Here is a 16,696-nt window from a genome sequence, read left to right on the forward strand (position 1 = left end):
GCGAAAGATTGTAGCACGGAAAGGAGGTAAGGGCGTTGTGAATTGGTTAGACAGGGCGGTAAATGCAATTTCCCCCGAAAGGGCATTGAAAAGAGAGGTTGCAAGGCAGAGGTTAAGCCTAATCAATAGCGGATATGGGAACTATGGGGCAAATTCCACCAAGAAAGCCGTTATAGGGTGGACGCATGGCGGAGGAAGCCACAGAGAGGACATAGAAGAGCATGTAGACACGTTACGGCAGAGAAGCAGGGATTTATATTGCGGAGGGTCAAACATTGCCACAGGGGCGGTAAAACGGCTTAGGACAAATGCAGTAGGTACGGGGTTGCACCTTAAAAGCACAATCAACGAGGAATTTTTAGGGATAACGCAGGAGGAAGCAAGGGAGTTAGAGGAAACGATAGAAAGGGAGTTTGCACATTGGGCGGAATCTGAAAATTGCGATATTGAGCGGATAGATAATTTTTATCAGTTGCAGCAGTTGGCGTTACTCAATGCCCTGCTTAGTGGGGATTCCTTTGCACTTATGACAACCACAAAGAGAATCGGGAGTATTTACGATTTAAGGATTGAACTTGTGGAAGCTGACAGGGTAAGCACCCCGGACGCAGAGAGGGTAAACCCTTTATTTTGCGAGGGAGTGGAAAAGAACAATGCCGGGGAAGTGGTAGCCTATCATATCTCAAAATTCCACCCTCTTTCATTCCAAGACAGGCAGCCGAGGGAGTGGGTAAGGGTAAAGGCGTTTGGAGAGAAAACAGGCAGGAGGAACGCAATACACGTTATGAATCGGGAGCGTATCGGGCAGGTCCGGGGCGTTCCTTTTTTATCCCCTGTTATTGAAACCATAAAGCAGCTTGGACGGTATACGGACGCAGAGGTATTAGCAGCCGTTATCAATGGATTGTTTACGGTATTCATTGAAAAGGAGGGGGCGAGTGATGATATACCGCTTGGGGAATCCGTGCCGGACGAAATGCAAGTAGACGCAGAGGACGAAAACAGTATAGAACTTGCCCCCGGAGCGGTAATTGACCTTGGGGAGGGCGAAAAGGCAAACATGGTAAATCCGGGCAGACCCAACCCGAACTTTGACCCCTTTGTAATGGCGGTAATTAAGCAGATTGGGGCAGCCTTGGAGATACCCTACGAAATCCTCATTATGGCGTTTAGCAACAATTATTCAGCGTCAAGGGCCGCTATATTGGAGTTTTTCGAGGTTATCAAGATGTACCGGGCGTGGTTCGTGGCGGACTTCTGCCAACCAATCTATGAGGAATGGTTGAGCGAAGCCGTGGCGAAAGGCAGGGTAAACGCCCCCGGCTTTTTCAATGACCCGATTATTAAACACGCATACTGTACCGCAGAGTGGAACGGTCCGGGCATGAGGCAGTTAGACCCGAAAAAAGAGGTTGAAGCAGCAGAACTAAGGGTAGAGGGCGGTTTTTCTACACGGCAGAGGGAAACGGCAGAACTTACAGGCACGGACTTTTACAGGAATATAAAGCAGCGCAAGCGTGAGGAAGAATTGTTAAAGGAGGTTAGAGGAAATGCAGGGCAGAAAAGGCAGGAAGCCAATGCGGATAACGGGGATATGGAATCAGACCCCGACAAAGACGCAGACAGACAGGACGCAGCAGAGGAAGAAACCGAGGAATAAAAGCGAGATACACAGGTTTTGGGATTTTGTGGCAAGCCAAGAGGGGAACACCGCCGAACTTCTCTTATACGGCGAAATATCGGATTATTCTTGGTACGGGGACGAGATAACCCCGGCGGAGTTTAACAACGACCTTAAAACCTTGGGGGCGGTTGAAGAAATTACCGTGCGTATCAATTCGGGCGGTGGCGACGTTTTCGCAGCGGTAGCCATTTACACCCGGTTAAAAGAGCATAAGGCGAAAATAACGGTCAAGATTGACGGTTGGTGTGCGTCCGCAGCCACGATTATAGCTATGGCAGGCGATACAATCGAAATATCGGTAGGCGGTATCTTTATGATACACGACCCGGCAGCAGGCGTATTAGGGTATTACAAGGCGGACGAACTGAAAAAGATAGCGGACGAACTGGAAACCATAAAACAATCAATCGTTAATTGCTATATGACGGTATCGGATAAGTCCGAGGGCGAAATAAAAAGCCTTATGACAGATGAAACATGGTACACGGGGCAGGAAGCGGTAGAAGCCGGATTTTGTACAGCAGTCATGTTTACGGAGGTACAGACGGAGGTAGAGGACGCAGAAAAGGTAATTGTTAATTCAATCCCTATCAGTATCAGCGGATTCCATACCGTGCCAAAAGGATTATTAGGCTATGCCAATAGCCATAATAATAAACCCAATGCAGAAAACAGCAAGGAGGATAAAAAAATGACATTGGAAGAGTTGAAAAAAGACCACCCAGAGGTAGCCAATGCCTATAAAAATGAGATTATGGCAGGCATGGGCGGAACGGACCAGACCGCAGCCGTGGACGCAGAGAGGGCAAGGATAAAGGCGATTGATGAAATTACCCTGCCCGGATTCGAGGATATGGCAAACAAGGCGAAATATGAAGAGCCTGTAAGTGCCGAAGCGTTCGCTATGCAGATTGTGGCAGCACAGAAAAAGGCGGGCAAGTCGTTTCTGAATGACCGTGAGGACGATATAAACGATTCCGGCGTAAAGGACGTTACACCCGCACCGAACAAAGGGCATAACGGAGAGGAAGAGGACCCTTACGGCGACCTTATCGACAAGTTGTACCCGGAAACAAAATAACAGCAGGAGGTAAAGAAAAATGGCAGCAGGAAAAGAGTTGTTGGGAAGTTACAACCCCAAAATGGTACACGCAGGGGATTACCCCGTTGTGACCGATTCGGGCACAGTGGCAGAGGGCGAAACAATCTTGGAACTTATGCCCGTTGTGCTTGGTACGGACGGCAAATTAAAAGCCGTCACGTCTGATACGGTGGCAAATGTCTACGGATTGGCAGCAGAGAACGCAGACGCAGGGCAGGAGGTAGTAATCTACCTTACAGGGGAGTTTTTCGGGGATTCAATCGAAGTACCCGCAGGAACTACGGCAGCGGATTTTAAAGCACCGTTTAGAAAGCTGTGTATCTTCTTAGTGGATACGGAAAACGCAGTAGCCACAAGCGGAGGTGCAGAGGAAAGCAAGACAGAATAAGAGCAGAAAAGGAGATAAAAAACTATGGCAATCAGTATTTACGACCCCCGGACAATGGGGAAGTTAGTGGAGCGTATGCCGAAAGTGCATACTTTCATCAAGTCAACCTTTTTCCGCAATACCGAAACATTCGATACGCAGAAAATTGACGTTGACTTTAAAAAAGGAAATCGGCAGTTGGCCCCTTTCGTACATAAGAAGATTGGCGGGGCAACAATCGACAACGAGGGTTTTCAGACCAATACCTACGAACCGCCACTTGTAGCACCCAACAAGATTACGACCGTGGACGATATTTTGAAGAGGACACCCGGCGAGAGCCTTTATAACGGTAAATCCCCCAATCAGAGGGCGGTTGAGAAAATGCAGCGTGATTTTACCGAGTTGGACGAAATGATTACACGCCGGGAAGAATGGATGTGCTGCCAGTCATTATTTACGGGCAAAATCCCGATTCTTGACAAGGACGGAAAGGCGATACAGGAGGAAATAGATTTTCAGTTTACGAACAAGGAAACGCTTAAAACCGCCGACAGTTGGAAAACCAAGAAAGGCGGTAAGATTGCACAGTTAAAGGCATGGCGTAAGCAGGTGCAGAAAACGGGTTTTGTAAACTGTAATATCTGCCTTATGGGGTCGGACGCACTGGAAGCGTTCTTGCAGGACGAGGAAGTACAGAAAGTGCTTGACGTAAGGCGTTTTGAGGTTGCGGTAATTGCACCTAAAGAATTGCCTAACGGTGCTACTTATATCGGTACTATCCATGAAATAGCAATGGATATTTACACCTATAACGAGTGGTATCTTGATAACTGGACGAACAAAGCGAAGCCGGAGGATAAGCCGTTGCTGCCTGCTAATATCGTTGCCCTTTTATCCACGGAAGCTAATTATTCCATGTACTATGGGGCGGTCGGTATCGTGGACGAAGCAGGAAAGACGATTGCGGTTGTCGAGGGGTCAAGAATCCCCGAACAGTGGGTAGAAAGACGCCCGGCACGGCGTTTCTTGCAGTTGTCCGCTGCCCCTCTTTGCGTACCGCATGAGGTGGATTCTTGGTTTATTGCTACCGTCTGCTAAAGGCGGTGGCAACCCATGAAGAATTTTAAGGAAATGCTTGATAAGGATTTGGATACAACCTTTTACAATACGGAGGAATTTGCACAGGTCAAACGGGTCAAGTATGACGGTATCGTAAAAAATATTCCTGTTATATTCGATTCGGAGGAAACAAAGGAACGAAATGCAGCAGGGGGCGACCATGCAGAGGGTATTTATGGGAGGTATACGGTTATCCGGGTCCGTTTAAGCGATATGGGGAAAGAGCCAAGGCAGGGGGCGAGGTTTTACCTTGAAAACGAACTTTTCACGGTGGCAAGCGTCCTAAACGAGTATAACGAGTTAATCATAGACTTGGAAAGGTTTGACGAGTAATGATTGAGGTATCAGAACAGACCATAAACAGGATACACGCCATACTTGAAGGGGTTGAAAATGCCGACAAAAAGGTATTAAAGCCTGCATTGACAAGGGGGTTAATGGCAGGAAAGACGGCAGCGGGAAAGGCGGTTAGGCAGACTTACCACATATCGGCAGGGGATTTTAACAGCCGGGGGTATATGAAGTATAACAGCGTAAGCCAAGGGGGCGACGGAATCGTAGGGAGTATTGAGTATTCCGGCGGAGTGATACCGCTTATCAGATTCAAAGTATCCCCGAACACGCCGAAGCGGAAAAAGACCCCAAGTGCAGCGGTATTGAAAGCGAGCAGCCTTGTAAAGTTTGGCAGGGAAAACAATGTTTTCGTGCAGCAAATGAAATCGGGGCATATCGGTATCTTTGAAAGGAAATCGGGGGAATATTCGGCAAGCCGTGGGAGCGGTCAAAACAAGCACACGGAAAAACTGAAAGAATTGTTGTCCCCGGCAGTACCGCAGATGGTCGGCAATGATGAAGTTATGCAGACCGTGGAAGAAAGGGTAAACGAGGTAATAAACCAAAGGATAGACCACGAAATAGAAAGGCTATTGAATAAGGGCGGAGGTTGATAATGACACCGTTGGAATTATTGGAATCCTTGAAAGCATATTGCGAGGAAATCACAAAGGATATGTTGTTGGTCGCAAGGGTCCCGGAAAATGGGACCGAAGCAGGAGAGCGACCGCCAAAAACCTTTATAGGCAATCTGCCCGACAAGGAAGCGGAGAAAAAAGCAGCACCCTACATACTCTTAAAACTTCTCACAAAGAAAACGGATGATGAAGAAAGCGTATGCAGGGTGCGTATTATTTGCGTGACCTTTTCCGAGGATAAGCAGGAGAATTACATACAATGTCTGAATCTTCTTACGAGGATTGAAACGAAGCTATTGGAGGATGTTGTAATAGACAACCGCTATTCCTGCCAAAAGCCGATTGAATCAATTTTGTATGATGATGATTTGGAGGTATACCAGATTGGAGAAATGATGACTATTTGGGAAATGCAGAAAGCGGAAAGGAACGTAAGGCAGTATTTGGAGTAAGGAGGTAGCCGGAATGGCAGCAGGAAAGCGTACAACCGCCGAAAAGGCGGTTGAAAATGAAAAGGCGGTAAATCCTACCCCCAAAGCAGAAAAGGGGCAGGAAACGGCAAATACGGAAGCCACAGAGGGTAGATTTATCTATATCGGGCCGACCACAAGGACCGGCTTAGTGGAGAATACCATATTTTCCGGGAGCCGTGAGAGTGTCGAAGAGCATTTAAAGGACACTTTGGAAAAGATTCCACAGGTAAGGTTGCTTATCGTGGCAACGGAAAGCCTTGCAGTAAACAAGGCAAAGGTAAGAAAGGCAGGCACGTTACTTAACAAGTATTACAATGACGTTTTGAGCCTGTCAAGCAGGAATAAGGAGGGTTAAGAATGGCTTATTATCATGGAGCGAAAGCGAGTAAGCAGGCTACGACAGTTTCAACGCCTGTTACCGCAGACAGCAGTATTCATTTTATCGTAGGTGCTGCCCCCGCCCATACGGTAGGCGGTGCGGTAAACGAGCCGATTTTAGCACATTCCTACGCCGAAGCAGTACAGGCAATGGGATATAGCGAGGATTGGAAGAAATACGATATTTGCGAGGAAATCTATGCAAGTTTCCGGCTTTATCAGAATGGGCCTATTGTCATGGTCAATGTCCTGGACCCTGCAAAGCATTTGACAGGGGAAAACACGGAGGATATGACCTTGGCAGCAGGCGTTACGGATTTGCCGTTTGAAGCGTTGGCGGATTCCGTGGTTGTGAGGGGGTACAACGGAGAGGAAGAATTGACCGAGGATTACGGCAGGGGGATTGATTACGACCTTATCTATACGGACGGCGTTTTACGTTTGGAGCGTATCGAGGGCGGAAAAATCACGTCTGACACCGCAAAACTCAATATCAAGTTTAACGCCGTGGACCCGTCCAAGGTTACAAAAGCGGACGTTATCGGCGGATATGATACCGCAACGAAGAAATCAAAAGGCTTTGAGTTGGTGGATTCCGTTTTCCCGAAATACCGGGTTATACCTACGCTTTTCCTTGCCCCCAATTTTTCCCATGACAGCGAAGTAGCTACAATCATGGCAGCCAAGGCGGAGAACATAAACGGCTTGTTTGTGGGGAAAGCGATTATTGACGTTGACACAACGGAAGCCACGACATACACGGAAGCGGTGGAGTGGAAGAATAAGAACAACATTACGCAGCCGTCCGAGTTGTTGGCGTGGCCCATGCTGACGCTTGGGGGTAAACTGTACCATTATTCTACACACCTTGCCGGGAGTATGTCGGCAACGGACGCTAACGAAGATTTGGGAAAGGGTACGCCGTGTGAATCGGCAAGCAATAAGACCTTGCAGATTGACGGCATGGCGTTAGCGGACGGAACGGAGGTACTGTTAGACCTTACCAAGGCGAACTACCTCAACTCACAGGGTATCATAACAGGGTTAAACCTCATGGGCGGTTATGTGTCTTGGGGAAATGAAACCGCCTGCTATCCTGCCAATACGGACGTGACGGATTATTTCTATTGCGTAAGCCGTATGTTCGGTTGGGTGGCAAATTCTGTTATCCTTTCCGTGTGGAATAAGGTTGACAGGAAATTAAACAGACGCTTGATAGAATCCGTGGTACAGAGCCTTAACCTTTGGCTTAACGGTCTAATGGCAGAAGAGGTAATTTTAGGAGGGCGTATTGAGTTTTTGGAGGAAGAGAATACCGACACGGATTTAATGGCGGGTATCGCTCATTTCCACATTTACCTTACCCCGCCTAGTCCTGCCAAGGAACTTGATTTTGTCCTTGAATATGACATAAGTTACCTTGAAAATCTATTCGCAGCATAAGGAGGTAAGAGGATATGCCGAAGATTGACGAAACCGTAATAGGGTTTGCGGTGTATGAGGACGCAACCGAGTATATGGGGTTGTCGGAGGTGGCGTTGCCCGAAATTTCCAACATTACCGAGGAAATCAGCGGGGCAGGCATTGGCGGTAAGATTGAATCCGTTATCTTGGGTGCAATCGAAGCAATGACAACCACTTTCAATTTCAGAACCGTAACAAAGAACGCCATTAAATTAAATGAGCCTAGACAGCACAACATTGATTTAAGGGCAGCACAGCAGCAGAAAGATACCGTAAAAGGCACAACGGAGGTAGTGAGGGTTAAGCACATTTTGGTACTGACCCCCAAGAAACTTAACCCCGGAAAGGTGGCTACGGCGAGCGCAGCGGAGGTAAGCGGGGAATATGCGACCTCATACTACGCTACATACATTGACGGTAAGAAAATGCTTGAAATTGACCCGCTGAATTATATCTATTTTGTGAACGGAAAGGACTACTTGGCGGATGTAAGAAAGGCACTTGGAAAGTAAGCACGGGAAGCCGTGCTTTTTTCCTGCCTAAAATCAGATTATGGAGGATTAGAAAATGGAAGATATTAAGAAAACAGCAAACGAGCAGGCAGCAGAGGAAACAAAGGAAGCGGTTAAAGTTGTGACCGATTCGGACACGCCGGAGGGGGCGTATGTGCATGAGTTTACGAAGCCGTACATATTCGAGGAAAAGACCTATACAAGGTTGGTTTTCGACTTTGAAAAACTGATAGGCGACGACCTTGTAGCCATTGAAAACGAAATGGCAGCGGTCGGGGAATACGCATTATCCCCGGAAATTTCAACCTCATTCCTTTACCGCTTGGCAGCCAAGGCAGCAGGGGTAGGAAGTGACGTTATCGCTCATATGCCTATCCGTGATTTTGGGAAAATCAAGAATAAGAGCAGGGATTTTTTAATAAGCACGGGATTCTAAGGCAGAATCCTATCAAATGGTTTAAACGAAATAGCCTACTGTTATCCAAGGAAACGCATACCGGGTTAGAATTTTGGTTAAGCCGGACACCAAGGGAATTAGATTCTTGGATTGCCGAGTATAACGAGATTGTCGAAGAGCAGAAGAAAGGAGCGGGAAGTGGCAGCAGCTAAACAGTTTGAGTTACTATTTCAGTTGACCGCAAGACTGGGGCCGAACTTTTCGCAATCCTTTAAAAATGCGTCTAAGACCATGAACGCCCTGCAAAATGATTTACGGAGTGCGGACCAGAAATTAAAGGACGTATCCGCATATCAGAAACAGCAGAACGCAGTAGCCAAAAGCAGGGCAAGGGTAAATGAGTTGCAGGCGGAGCATGAACGGCTTACAAGGGAAATCGAGGAAACCGGGCAGGCAACGCCGGAACTCACACGGCAGTTACAGGCGAATGAAAGAGCCTTGCAGAAAGCCGAGGACGCAACGGCAAGGGAAGAGGAAAGGTTACAGGAATTAAGCGATACCTTACGGGAAGCCGGGGTAAATACCGACAACTTGGGGCGTGATACGGAGGGGTTACGGCAGCAGTACGAGCGTTTGGAGCAGACGCAGAAAAAGGTACAGGAGATTACAGAAAAGCAGGCAGCCAATAAGCAGGCTATTTCACAGACAAAGGCACAGTTGGGCGGTCTGATTGGAACGGTTACGGCTATTGGCGCTGCCATTTATGCCGGCCCCGTGAAAAACGCACAGGAATTTCAGCAGTCAATGGCGAAAGTCGGGACCATTGCGGATACAAACGTAGTACCGTTGGCACAGCTACGGCAGGAAATTATAGCTTTATCCAACGAAACGGGGAAAAGCGTAAATGACCTTGCGGAGGACGTATACAGTGCAATTTCAGCAGGGCAGGATACGGCAGACGCAGTAGGGTTTGTTACCAACGCCACAAAACTATCTACCGCAGGATTCGCAGAATCGGCACAGGCGGTAGACGTTCTTAGCACCATTCTGAACGCTTACGGCATGGAAGCGGAAAAGGTAACGGACGTTTCCGATATGCTTATCAATACGCAGAACAAAGGTAAAACAACCGTAGGCGAATTGGCAAGCAGCATGGGTAAAATCATACCGACAGCCAACGCAAACAATGTAGCGTTGGAGCAGATTTGTGCAGGATATGAAAAGCTGACCGCAAAAGGTATAGCAACCGCCGAAGCCACAACGTACATGAATGGTATGTTGAACGAGTTAGGCAAGACGGGAAGCACTACGGATAAATTGTTGAGGGAGAAAACGGGAAAGTCGTTTAAGGAGTTAATGGCAAGCGGTTCTTCCTTGGCGGACGTATTGCAGATAGTCAAAGACGGGGCGGAAAGCAGCGGTATGTCACTGTCCGATATGTTCGGCAGTTCGGAAGCAGGGAAAGCAGCGTTGTCCTTAATGGCGGACGGCGTGGATTCCTTTAATGAGAGCGTACAGGGTATGCTTGATTCTTGCGGTGCGACAGAGGAAGCATACGCCAAGATGATGGATACCACGGAAACAAAGGTAGCAAAGGCGAAAAACAGCATTTCCAACCTTGGAACGGTATTAGGCGATATGCTTTTGCCGTATGTTGGAATGGTTGCCGACAAGGTATCGGAAGTAGTAACAAAATTTTCGGAGTTTGCACAGGAAAACCCACAGGTCATAGCCACGGTTGCAAAAGTGGCAGCAGGCTTAGTAGGTTTGAAAGCGGGCGGATTGATAGCCAAACTTGGATTTTTACAGGTAAAAGGCGGTATCCTGTCCGTTCAAAAGGCTTTTACAATGATTAAAGGCTTGGGTATCACGAAATATCTAAGCAACATGGGCGGAGGGTTTGGAGGAATCCTTACAAAGGTTGCCCCTTTGGTCGGAGTGATTGCAGCGGTGGGCGGTGCGATTTATTATGTATCCACCCACTTAGAACAGGTACGAGGGTTTATACAAAAGACTTTCGGAGATGAGGGGTTAGCCGTATTCGATAAACTTTGGGGAATCATTACCCAGGTCGGAACGGCGATAAAGGACGCATTTTTTGCGAGCGGTTCGGGGGTGCTTGACACCCTTAAAAGTATTCTGCCAACAATCATAAACACATTGCAGACTGGGTTGCTTCCTATCCTGCCAATGATTGCAGATTTGTTTATGCAGATACTACCGCTTATCGGGCAGCTTGTGACGGCAATTCTCCCGGTTTTGGGCGAGTTGTTAAGTGCGGTTATTACGGTGCTTGCGTCACTAATAGCGGAAATCCTGCCCGTTATCGTACAACTTATATCTGCTATCCTGCCTTTGGTATTGCAGATAGTACAAAGCGTTCTGCCCGTCTTTATCCAATTAGTCAATACCATTGTGCCAGTTTTGGTACAGATTATACAGGCGGTTTTGCCTGTTATTATTCAGTTGATACAGACGCTTTTACCTATCATCATGCAGATTGTGGACGCAGTATTACCAGTGTTCATCAGCCTGCTTAATACGATAGTGCCGATTTTCCAAAACATCATACAGGCAATATTGCCCGTGCTACAACAGCTTTTGCAGGCGTTGATACCTGTTATACAGTTGGTGGCGGAGATTTTCGCAAATGTGCTAGGAACGGCATTACAGAGCATAGCAAACATTGTAAGTAGTGTTATGCAGGTATTCCAAGGATTGATTGACTTTATCACGGGAGTATTTACCGGGAATTGGTCGCAGGCTTGGGAGGGAATCAAGAGTATTTTTAGCGGTGTATTCAGCGGATTAGGAGAGATTTTCAAAGCACCGTTTAAGGTAATCGTATCTGTAATAAACACGGTTATCCGTGGACTTAACAAGCTGAAAGTGCCGGATTGGGTGCCGGGAATCGGCGGTATGGGTATCAACATACCAGAAATACCGGGATTTGCAAAAGGTACGAATAGGACACCAAGCACTTTTATAGCAGGCGAGAACGGGCCGGAGTTGATAACGGACGCTGCCAACCGTAAAGTATTTACCGCAGCACAGACGGGGCAGATATTTAACAACATGGCACAAGCCGGAAACCTCAACACGGCGAACAATGTAAACGCCACCGCAGGAGGGGCGGGTACAATCACGATTCACGTTACAAATTCCCCAAGCGTGACAGTAGCAGGCGGAGGGGATACAAGCGGAATCAAAGAGCAGTTACAGCAGTATGACGAGGAATTTTTAGAGAAGTTGCGGGAAATCATACGCACGATTCTAAAAGAGCAGAGAGAACAGGAGGGCAGGGTAGCTTATGCTTGATACATATACCACGAAATCGGGGGATACATGGGATACGGTAGCCTACAAGGTATGGGGAAACGAAATGTATATGGATACTCTGATTAAGGCGAATTTAGAGCATAAGGATACCTTTATTTTTCCGGCAGGGGTCATTTTGACCTTGCCGGAAATCACGTTGGAGGTATCCGATTCCCTGCCACCGTGGAAGAAAGGAGGGGTGGCGGTAAATGAGTGACAGGACATTAGCAAGGCGGACGGCGGTAAAACTCTATTTCAAGGGCAGGGATATTTCAAAGGACCTTTCAAAATATCTGCTATCCCTTTCTTTTACGGACAAGGAAGAGGACGAAACGGACGATATTTCTATATCGCTTGACGATAGAGAGGGTAAATGGATTAAGGATTGGTTAAACACAAATAAGGCAGCACAGACCAAGACGGAAACAGTTACCACGCAGGGGGAAATAAAGGTAGGTAATATCGTGCAGTTTAAGGGGGGACCGGTATACATATCCTCAATGGCAGCAGCACCGACCGTTACAAGGGGTGCAAGTAAATGTAAATGTACGATAGCAAATTCAAACGCCCACCCCTACCACCTTATATCACAGGACGGGGCGAGGGTCTACGGTTGGGTCAATGCTTCAGACGTTGAGGGCGAAACGGTCACAACGACCAAAACAACCAAGGTATCCGAGAAAAGAGCATTTAAGGGTACGGAAATACACGCTATGGTTATTCAGAAAAACCCATATTCGGACGGAAAGGATAAGGTATTGGATTGCGGGGTTTTTGAGATTGACAGCGTAAACTATTCGGGGCCGCCCCAAAAGCTGACAATAAAGGCTACGTCAATCCCTTATAAGGCAAAATTAAGGCAGACGAAGTATAACAGGCAATGGGAGAATACGACCCTTAAAAATATGGCGGAGAAGATAGCCAAACGAAGCAATATGAAACTTATGTATCTGTCAAACGCTAACCCGGTTTACAAGCGGAAAGAACAGGTAAACATGACGGACATTGCATTTCTGAAAAAGATGTGCAAAAGGGCGGGAATATCCTTAAAAGTCACGTCAAAGACAATCGTATTATTTGACGCAGCGGACTTTGAGAAAAAGGCAGAGGTAAAAAAGATAAAAGCAGGAAAGGGAAATATCATAAGCTATAATTTTACCACGAAAACGGCGGATACCGCCTATTCGTCCTGCCACGTCATTTATACAGACCCGAACACAAAGGAAACCATAGAAGCAACCTATACGCCGGAAAACGCCAATTCAGACGGTCAAACACTGGAAGTAAAACGGAAAGTGTCAAGCGTGGCGGAAGCCAAGGAGTTAGCGAGGAAATCCCTAAGAGCCAAGAATAAAGGGGAAACAACGGCAGAATTTACGCTTGTGGGCGACGTGGATTATGTGGCAGGAATCACGGTTAGGGTATATGGGTATGGGGAATTTAACGGAAAATACATTGTAGAGCAGGCAACGCATAATATCACGGGCGGTTACAAAGTACAGATAAAATTGCGTAGTTGTTTGGAGGGATATTGATTGCAGCAGTTTGATGATAACGATATGCAGGAATTAAAGGATATTGTGAGGGTCGGGATTGTAAGCAGCGTGAACGCCGGGGCAATGACGGCGAGGGTAAAGATACAGGACCAGGGAATAGTGACGGGGGATTTAAAGATAGTGCAGAATCCGCCAAAGGCGGAAATAAAAATTAAAAGTGGAAGCTGCCCGGCGGATTGCGAGGTTGAAATAAAGCCGTGGATACCCAAAGTAGGGCAATGGGTTTTGTGCTTGTTTAAGCCGGATGGGGAGGGCGACGGCTTTATATTGGGAGGTATCTAATGGCACAGGTAGGAACGCTTGGCGACATTGTTTTTAAAGTGTCTGAAAAAACGGTACAGACGTTTGATGGATTGCAGATTGAAAGCAAGACCAATTACGCAAAGCATACAAGGCATAACAAAAAGCCGTTGTTGGAATTTCAGTACAATGATACGGACACGGCGAGTTTTTCCATGTATCTGTCCGCATTTCTTGGGGTAAACCCTAAGACAATGCAGGAAAAAATAGATAAGTACCGCAAGCAGGGGAAAATACTTACTTTGGTTATAGGTGGCAAGAAATACGGCACGAAATGGGTTATTACGTCACATTCCAAAGGTTATAAGAGGTTCGACAATAAAGGGAATCTATTGATTGCGGAAAGCAAGGTATCATTAGAGGAATACCCGGAAAGGTAGGGTTGTATGGGGTACGTCATAGACACAACGGAAAAGGAAAATATAAACCTTGCACCCGGAACGGTGGAAGAGGAAGTAATACAGAATCTTTGGTTTTTGTATTCCTCATTGGAATATGATGTACCGTTAGACCGGGCATTGGGATTAAACGCCACATACATAGATAAGCCGATAGAAGCAGCCAAGGCATTAGCGACAACGGACATTTACGATAAGACCGAGGAATACGAGCCGAGGGCGGAAATCACAAACATAGATTTTAAGGCGGATTATGAAAGGGGCATATTAAAGCCGATAGTGGAGGTAGAAATAAATGGAGAATACGAAAAAGAGGAATATACCGAGTAATCTTCCCGAAGTCGAGTTTGTGGATACCAACACGGAAGCGTTGGTAAATAAACTTATAGCAGGGTACGAGGAAATCACGGGCAGGACGCTTTACCCGGCAGACCCGGTAAGGGCGTTCATATTATGGCTTGCAAGTGTATTAGTGCAGGAGAGGGTACAGATAAATGAATCTGCAAAGCAGAATCTTCCAAGGTATGCGGTAGGTAAAAACTTGGATTCCCTTAGTGAGATTTTCCATAACACTTACAGATTGCAGCCGACCGCAGCGAGTACAACGCTTGGATTCTACATTACCACGACTTTAGAGCAGGATTACATAATAACGGACACACTGGAAGTAACCGTAGACGGTTTTATAAACTTTGCCACAACGGATTATCTGATATTCAAGGCGGGCGAAAGCTACGCAGAGGTAAAGGCAGTATGCACGACCGCAGGAACGGCAGGGAATGACTTTGTACCCGGACAGGTAAACAAATTAGTATCAGATGAATTTCTGTATTTCAAAGAGGTATCAAATACGACCGTGACGGCAGGAGGGAGCGAAGAGGAAAGCGATACGGCATTTTATAACCGCATGAGGGAAAGCGAGGAATCATACACAACCGCCGGACCCCGTGGAAGCTATATTTATCATGCCAAGTCGGTATCCTCACAAATAAGTGATGTTTCGGCGGAAAGCCCGGAACCCGGAATAGCGGATATTAGAATCATGCTATACGGTGGGGAGTTGCCGGACAAGGAATTGATAGACAGGGTACAGGAGTATTTGAGTGCAGACGATATTAGACCAATGACAGATAAGGTAATAGTGGCAGCACCTACCACGATACCATTTGACATTGAAGCGGTTTATTATATATCAAGGGATAAATCGGCAAGCACAAAGGAAATCAAAAGGGCCGTTGACTTGGCGGAGGAAAATTACATATTATGGCAGACCTCTAAAATGGGGCGGGATATTAACCCGTCCTATTTTAATGCTATGCTTATGGAATCCGGCATTAAAAGGGTGGAGATTACAAAGCCTGCATTTACGACAATTCCAAAGGGAAGCGTTGCGGTCATAAGGGATTGCAATATATCTTTCGGGGGTGTGGAAGATGAATGATATTAAAACGGCAGATTTTTTACTGTCCTTTCCGCCTGCATTGAAAAAAGATGAAAAAATGCTTGCCTTGGGGCGGTTGGTTGCGGAGGAATTGCATATATCCGCATGGGAAGCAGAAAAGAACGTCATATATGCGAATATAGACAGCTTATCGGAAACGTGGCTTGACGTATTAGCCTATGATTTGCATGTGGATTGGTACGATTACGACTACCCGATAGAAGCAAAAAGGGCAATCATAAAGGACAGCGTAAGGGTACACCAAAAATTAGGAACTAAGGCAGCGGTAGAAAGGGCGTTAGGAGGGATACACCCACAGAGCGAAATTGAGGAATGGTTTTCATACAACGGAAAGCCGTATTGTTTCCGCATAGTGCTTGATACCACAAATTCAAGGGTTGCAGCAGACTATGACGAGATTGTAAAGACGGTTGACATATACAAGCGTCTTACGGCTCATTTGGACGGATTATATTACCAATGCTCTATTTGTGTGGTAGTAATGCCACGCACGGAGTATTTTTTATTTTCTACGCCTATGACAGGGCAGTTAAGGGCAGGAACAGAGCCATACAGGAACACGGAGGGGGCGGTAGAAAATGCGGTTATCAGCATAAACGTAAGGGCAGCAGGGTATATAGCCGAAGCCGTAAGGGCCGGCACGAAGCCGGACAGAAATATAGTGTTTTCCACGCAGGATAGCGAGATTGTGACCGATTCGGACACGAAAGGTTATCCGTTTACGAGCAATCAGACAGGAAAAGCCAAAGCAGGCACAACCCCATACATAGACACCGTAGGCGGTGCAGGGAGCGAGGGAGTGACGGCAACGGCAGCAGGGCAGGGGTATAAATTCGATTCCGATTTGGCAGGCACGAAGCCGGACAGAAATATTTTATTTGATTCCGTGGACGTGCAGGCGGTGGGGGAAGCGGATTTAGAAGCCTATGTATTTGAAAATGCCTTTACAGGCACGAAGCCGAAAAGAAATGTTGTATTTTCGGGGCAGACGGCGGAAGTCGTGGCGGATTCCGATACCGCAGGGTACGGATACGAAACGCCGACAACGGGAAATGCAACCGCAGGCACGAAGCCGGAAAGGGCCGTAGAAACGGCACAGGGGGTAAAAGGCATAGCACAGACGGCAGACACCGACAGTTACCAATACGAGGTCAAGCGTTGCGGTGCTAATCGGTTAAGCAAATAAAAGTAA

19 protein-coding genes are annotated in these 16,696 nt (G+C 46.9%); all 19 read left to right on the top strand.

The window, feature by feature from the left end:
- The first annotated feature begins 37 nt into the window (after window positions 1-37).
- The 19 genes from D7Y06_RS05305 (at window position 38) to D7Y06_RS05395 (ending at window position 16,690) form a co-directional block, all read left to right on the top strand.
- Entirely contained in the window at window positions 38-1,660 is a 1,623-nt protein-coding gene (locus D7Y06_RS05305) for a phage portal protein (protein ID WP_243119107.1), read from the top strand.
- Window positions 1,551-2,765, top strand: coding sequence for a head maturation protease, ClpP-related (locus tag D7Y06_RS05310; RefSeq protein ID WP_243119110.1), 1,215 nt, complete (start codon window positions 1,551-1,553; stop codon window positions 2,763-2,765). Before D7Y06_RS05305 ends, D7Y06_RS05310 begins: the two co-directional genes overlap by 110 nt.
- Before the next feature lie 19 nt (window positions 2,766-2,784).
- Entirely contained in the window at window positions 2,785-3,174 is a 390-nt protein-coding gene (locus D7Y06_RS05315; protein ID WP_120406793.1) for a hypothetical protein, read from the top strand.
- A 24-nt stretch (window positions 3,175-3,198) separates the two neighbouring features.
- On the top strand, window positions 3,199-4,254 hold the full coding sequence (locus D7Y06_RS05320; protein ID WP_120406794.1) for a major capsid protein: 1,056 nt from the start codon (window positions 3,199-3,201) through the stop codon (window positions 4,252-4,254).
- Between the two features lie 15 nt (window positions 4,255-4,269).
- On the top strand, window positions 4,270-4,608 hold the full coding sequence (locus tag D7Y06_RS05325; protein ID WP_120406795.1) for a hypothetical protein: 339 nt from the start codon (window positions 4,270-4,272) through the stop codon (window positions 4,606-4,608).
- Window positions 4,608-5,222 carry a hypothetical protein gene (locus tag D7Y06_RS05330; RefSeq protein ID WP_120406796.1) on the top strand — a complete coding sequence of 205 codons (615 nt, stop codon included), beginning with the start codon at window positions 4,608-4,610 and terminating at the stop codon, window positions 5,220-5,222. Before D7Y06_RS05325 ends, D7Y06_RS05330 begins: the two co-directional genes overlap by 1 nt.
- Before the next feature lie 2 nt (window positions 5,223-5,224).
- Window positions 5,225-5,698, top strand: coding sequence for a hypothetical protein (locus D7Y06_RS05335; protein ID WP_120406797.1), 474 nt, complete (start codon window positions 5,225-5,227; stop codon window positions 5,696-5,698).
- Window positions 5,699-5,711: 13 nt separating this feature from the next.
- On the top strand, window positions 5,712-6,074 hold the full coding sequence (locus tag D7Y06_RS05340; RefSeq protein WP_120406798.1) for a hypothetical protein: 363 nt from the start codon (window positions 5,712-5,714) through the stop codon (window positions 6,072-6,074).
- A gap of 2 nt (window positions 6,075-6,076) precedes the next feature.
- A complete protein-coding gene (locus tag D7Y06_RS05345; RefSeq protein WP_120406799.1) occupies window positions 6,077-7,540 on the top strand; it encodes a phage tail sheath family protein in 1,464 nt (487 codons plus the stop codon).
- Window positions 7,541-7,554: 14 nt separating this feature from the next.
- Window positions 7,555-8,073 carry a phage major tail tube protein gene (locus D7Y06_RS05350; RefSeq protein ID WP_120406800.1) on the top strand — a complete coding sequence of 173 codons (519 nt, stop codon included), beginning with the start codon at window positions 7,555-7,557 and terminating at the stop codon, window positions 8,071-8,073.
- Between the two features lie 55 nt (window positions 8,074-8,128).
- Window positions 8,129-8,509, top strand: a complete 381-nt coding sequence (locus D7Y06_RS05355; RefSeq protein WP_120406801.1) for a phage tail assembly protein — start codon at window positions 8,129-8,131, stop codon at window positions 8,507-8,509.
- Between the two features lie 159 nt (window positions 8,510-8,668).
- Window positions 8,669-11,788, top strand: a complete 3,120-nt coding sequence (locus D7Y06_RS05360) for a phage tail tape measure protein (protein WP_120406802.1) — start codon at window positions 8,669-8,671, stop codon at window positions 11,786-11,788.
- Complete coding sequence (locus tag D7Y06_RS05365; RefSeq protein WP_120406803.1) at window positions 11,781-12,005, top strand: tail protein X; 225 nt, start codon at window positions 11,781-11,783, stop codon at window positions 12,003-12,005. Before D7Y06_RS05360 ends, D7Y06_RS05365 begins: the two co-directional genes overlap by 8 nt.
- Window positions 11,998-13,323: a phage late control D family protein gene (locus D7Y06_RS05370; RefSeq protein WP_243119112.1), complete on the top strand. Its 1,326-nt coding sequence runs from the start codon at window positions 11,998-12,000 to the stop codon at window positions 13,321-13,323. The genes D7Y06_RS05365 and D7Y06_RS05370 overlap by 8 nt, the downstream gene beginning before the upstream one ends.
- Window positions 13,324-13,626, top strand: a complete 303-nt coding sequence (locus D7Y06_RS05375; RefSeq protein ID WP_243119113.1) for a hypothetical protein — start codon at window positions 13,324-13,326, stop codon at window positions 13,624-13,626.
- Window positions 13,626-14,024: a phage tail protein gene (locus D7Y06_RS05380; protein WP_120406804.1), complete on the top strand. Its 399-nt coding sequence runs from the start codon at window positions 13,626-13,628 to the stop codon at window positions 14,022-14,024. The genes D7Y06_RS05375 and D7Y06_RS05380 overlap by 1 nt, the downstream gene beginning before the upstream one ends.
- Before the next feature lie 6 nt (window positions 14,025-14,030).
- Complete coding sequence (locus tag D7Y06_RS05385) at window positions 14,031-14,372, top strand: hypothetical protein (RefSeq protein ID WP_120406805.1); 342 nt, start codon at window positions 14,031-14,033, stop codon at window positions 14,370-14,372.
- Window positions 14,338-15,483: a baseplate assembly protein gene (locus D7Y06_RS05390; RefSeq protein WP_120406806.1), complete on the top strand. Its 1,146-nt coding sequence runs from the start codon at window positions 14,338-14,340 to the stop codon at window positions 15,481-15,483. The genes D7Y06_RS05385 and D7Y06_RS05390 overlap by 35 nt, the downstream gene beginning before the upstream one ends.
- Window positions 15,476-16,690 carry a phage tail protein I gene (locus D7Y06_RS05395; RefSeq protein ID WP_120406807.1) on the top strand — a complete coding sequence of 405 codons (1,215 nt, stop codon included), beginning with the start codon at window positions 15,476-15,478 and terminating at the stop codon, window positions 16,688-16,690. The genes D7Y06_RS05390 and D7Y06_RS05395 overlap by 8 nt, the downstream gene beginning before the upstream one ends.
- Window positions 16,691-16,696 lie beyond the last annotated feature (6 nt).

Source organism: Roseburia sp. 1XD42-69, from assembly GCF_003612565.1.
In the GTDB taxonomy this organism is placed as follows: Bacteria; Bacillota; Clostridia; order Lachnospirales; family Lachnospiraceae; genus Roseburia_B.

Excerpts from the sequence above, each read along its gene's own strand:
- D7Y06_RS05310 (WP_243119110.1), top strand. The coding sequence starts at position 1,551 with ATGCAGGGCAGAAAAGGCAGGAAGCCAATGCGGATAACGGGGATATGG.
- D7Y06_RS05315 (WP_120406793.1), top strand. The coding sequence starts at position 2,785 with ATGGCAGCAGGAAAAGAGTTGTTGGGAAGTTACAACCCCAAAATGGTA.
- D7Y06_RS05320 (WP_120406794.1), top strand. The coding sequence starts at position 3,199 with ATGGCAATCAGTATTTACGACCCCCGGACAATGGGGAAGTTAGTGGAG.
- D7Y06_RS05325 (WP_120406795.1), top strand. The coding sequence starts at position 4,270 with ATGAAGAATTTTAAGGAAATGCTTGATAAGGATTTGGATACAACCTTT.
- D7Y06_RS05330 (WP_120406796.1), top strand. The coding sequence starts at position 4,608 with ATGATTGAGGTATCAGAACAGACCATAAACAGGATACACGCCATACTT.
- D7Y06_RS05335 (WP_120406797.1), top strand. The coding sequence starts at position 5,225 with ATGACACCGTTGGAATTATTGGAATCCTTGAAAGCATATTGCGAGGAA.
- D7Y06_RS05340 (WP_120406798.1), top strand. The coding sequence starts at position 5,712 with ATGGCAGCAGGAAAGCGTACAACCGCCGAAAAGGCGGTTGAAAATGAA.
- D7Y06_RS05345 (WP_120406799.1), top strand. The coding sequence starts at position 6,077 with ATGGCTTATTATCATGGAGCGAAAGCGAGTAAGCAGGCTACGACAGTT.
- D7Y06_RS05350 (WP_120406800.1), top strand. The coding sequence starts at position 7,555 with ATGCCGAAGATTGACGAAACCGTAATAGGGTTTGCGGTGTATGAGGAC.
- D7Y06_RS05355 (WP_120406801.1), top strand. The coding sequence starts at position 8,129 with ATGGAAGATATTAAGAAAACAGCAAACGAGCAGGCAGCAGAGGAAACA.
- D7Y06_RS05365 (WP_120406803.1), top strand. The coding sequence starts at position 11,781 with ATGCTTGATACATATACCACGAAATCGGGGGATACATGGGATACGGTA.
- D7Y06_RS05370 (WP_243119112.1), top strand. The coding sequence starts at position 11,998 with ATGAGTGACAGGACATTAGCAAGGCGGACGGCGGTAAAACTCTATTTC.
- D7Y06_RS05380 (WP_120406804.1), top strand. The coding sequence starts at position 13,626 with ATGGCACAGGTAGGAACGCTTGGCGACATTGTTTTTAAAGTGTCTGAA.
- D7Y06_RS05385 (WP_120406805.1), top strand. The coding sequence starts at position 14,031 with ATGGGGTACGTCATAGACACAACGGAAAAGGAAAATATAAACCTTGCA.
- D7Y06_RS05390 (WP_120406806.1), top strand. The coding sequence starts at position 14,338 with ATGGAGAATACGAAAAAGAGGAATATACCGAGTAATCTTCCCGAAGTC.
- D7Y06_RS05395 (WP_120406807.1), top strand. The coding sequence starts at position 15,476 with ATGAATGATATTAAAACGGCAGATTTTTTACTGTCCTTTCCGCCTGCA.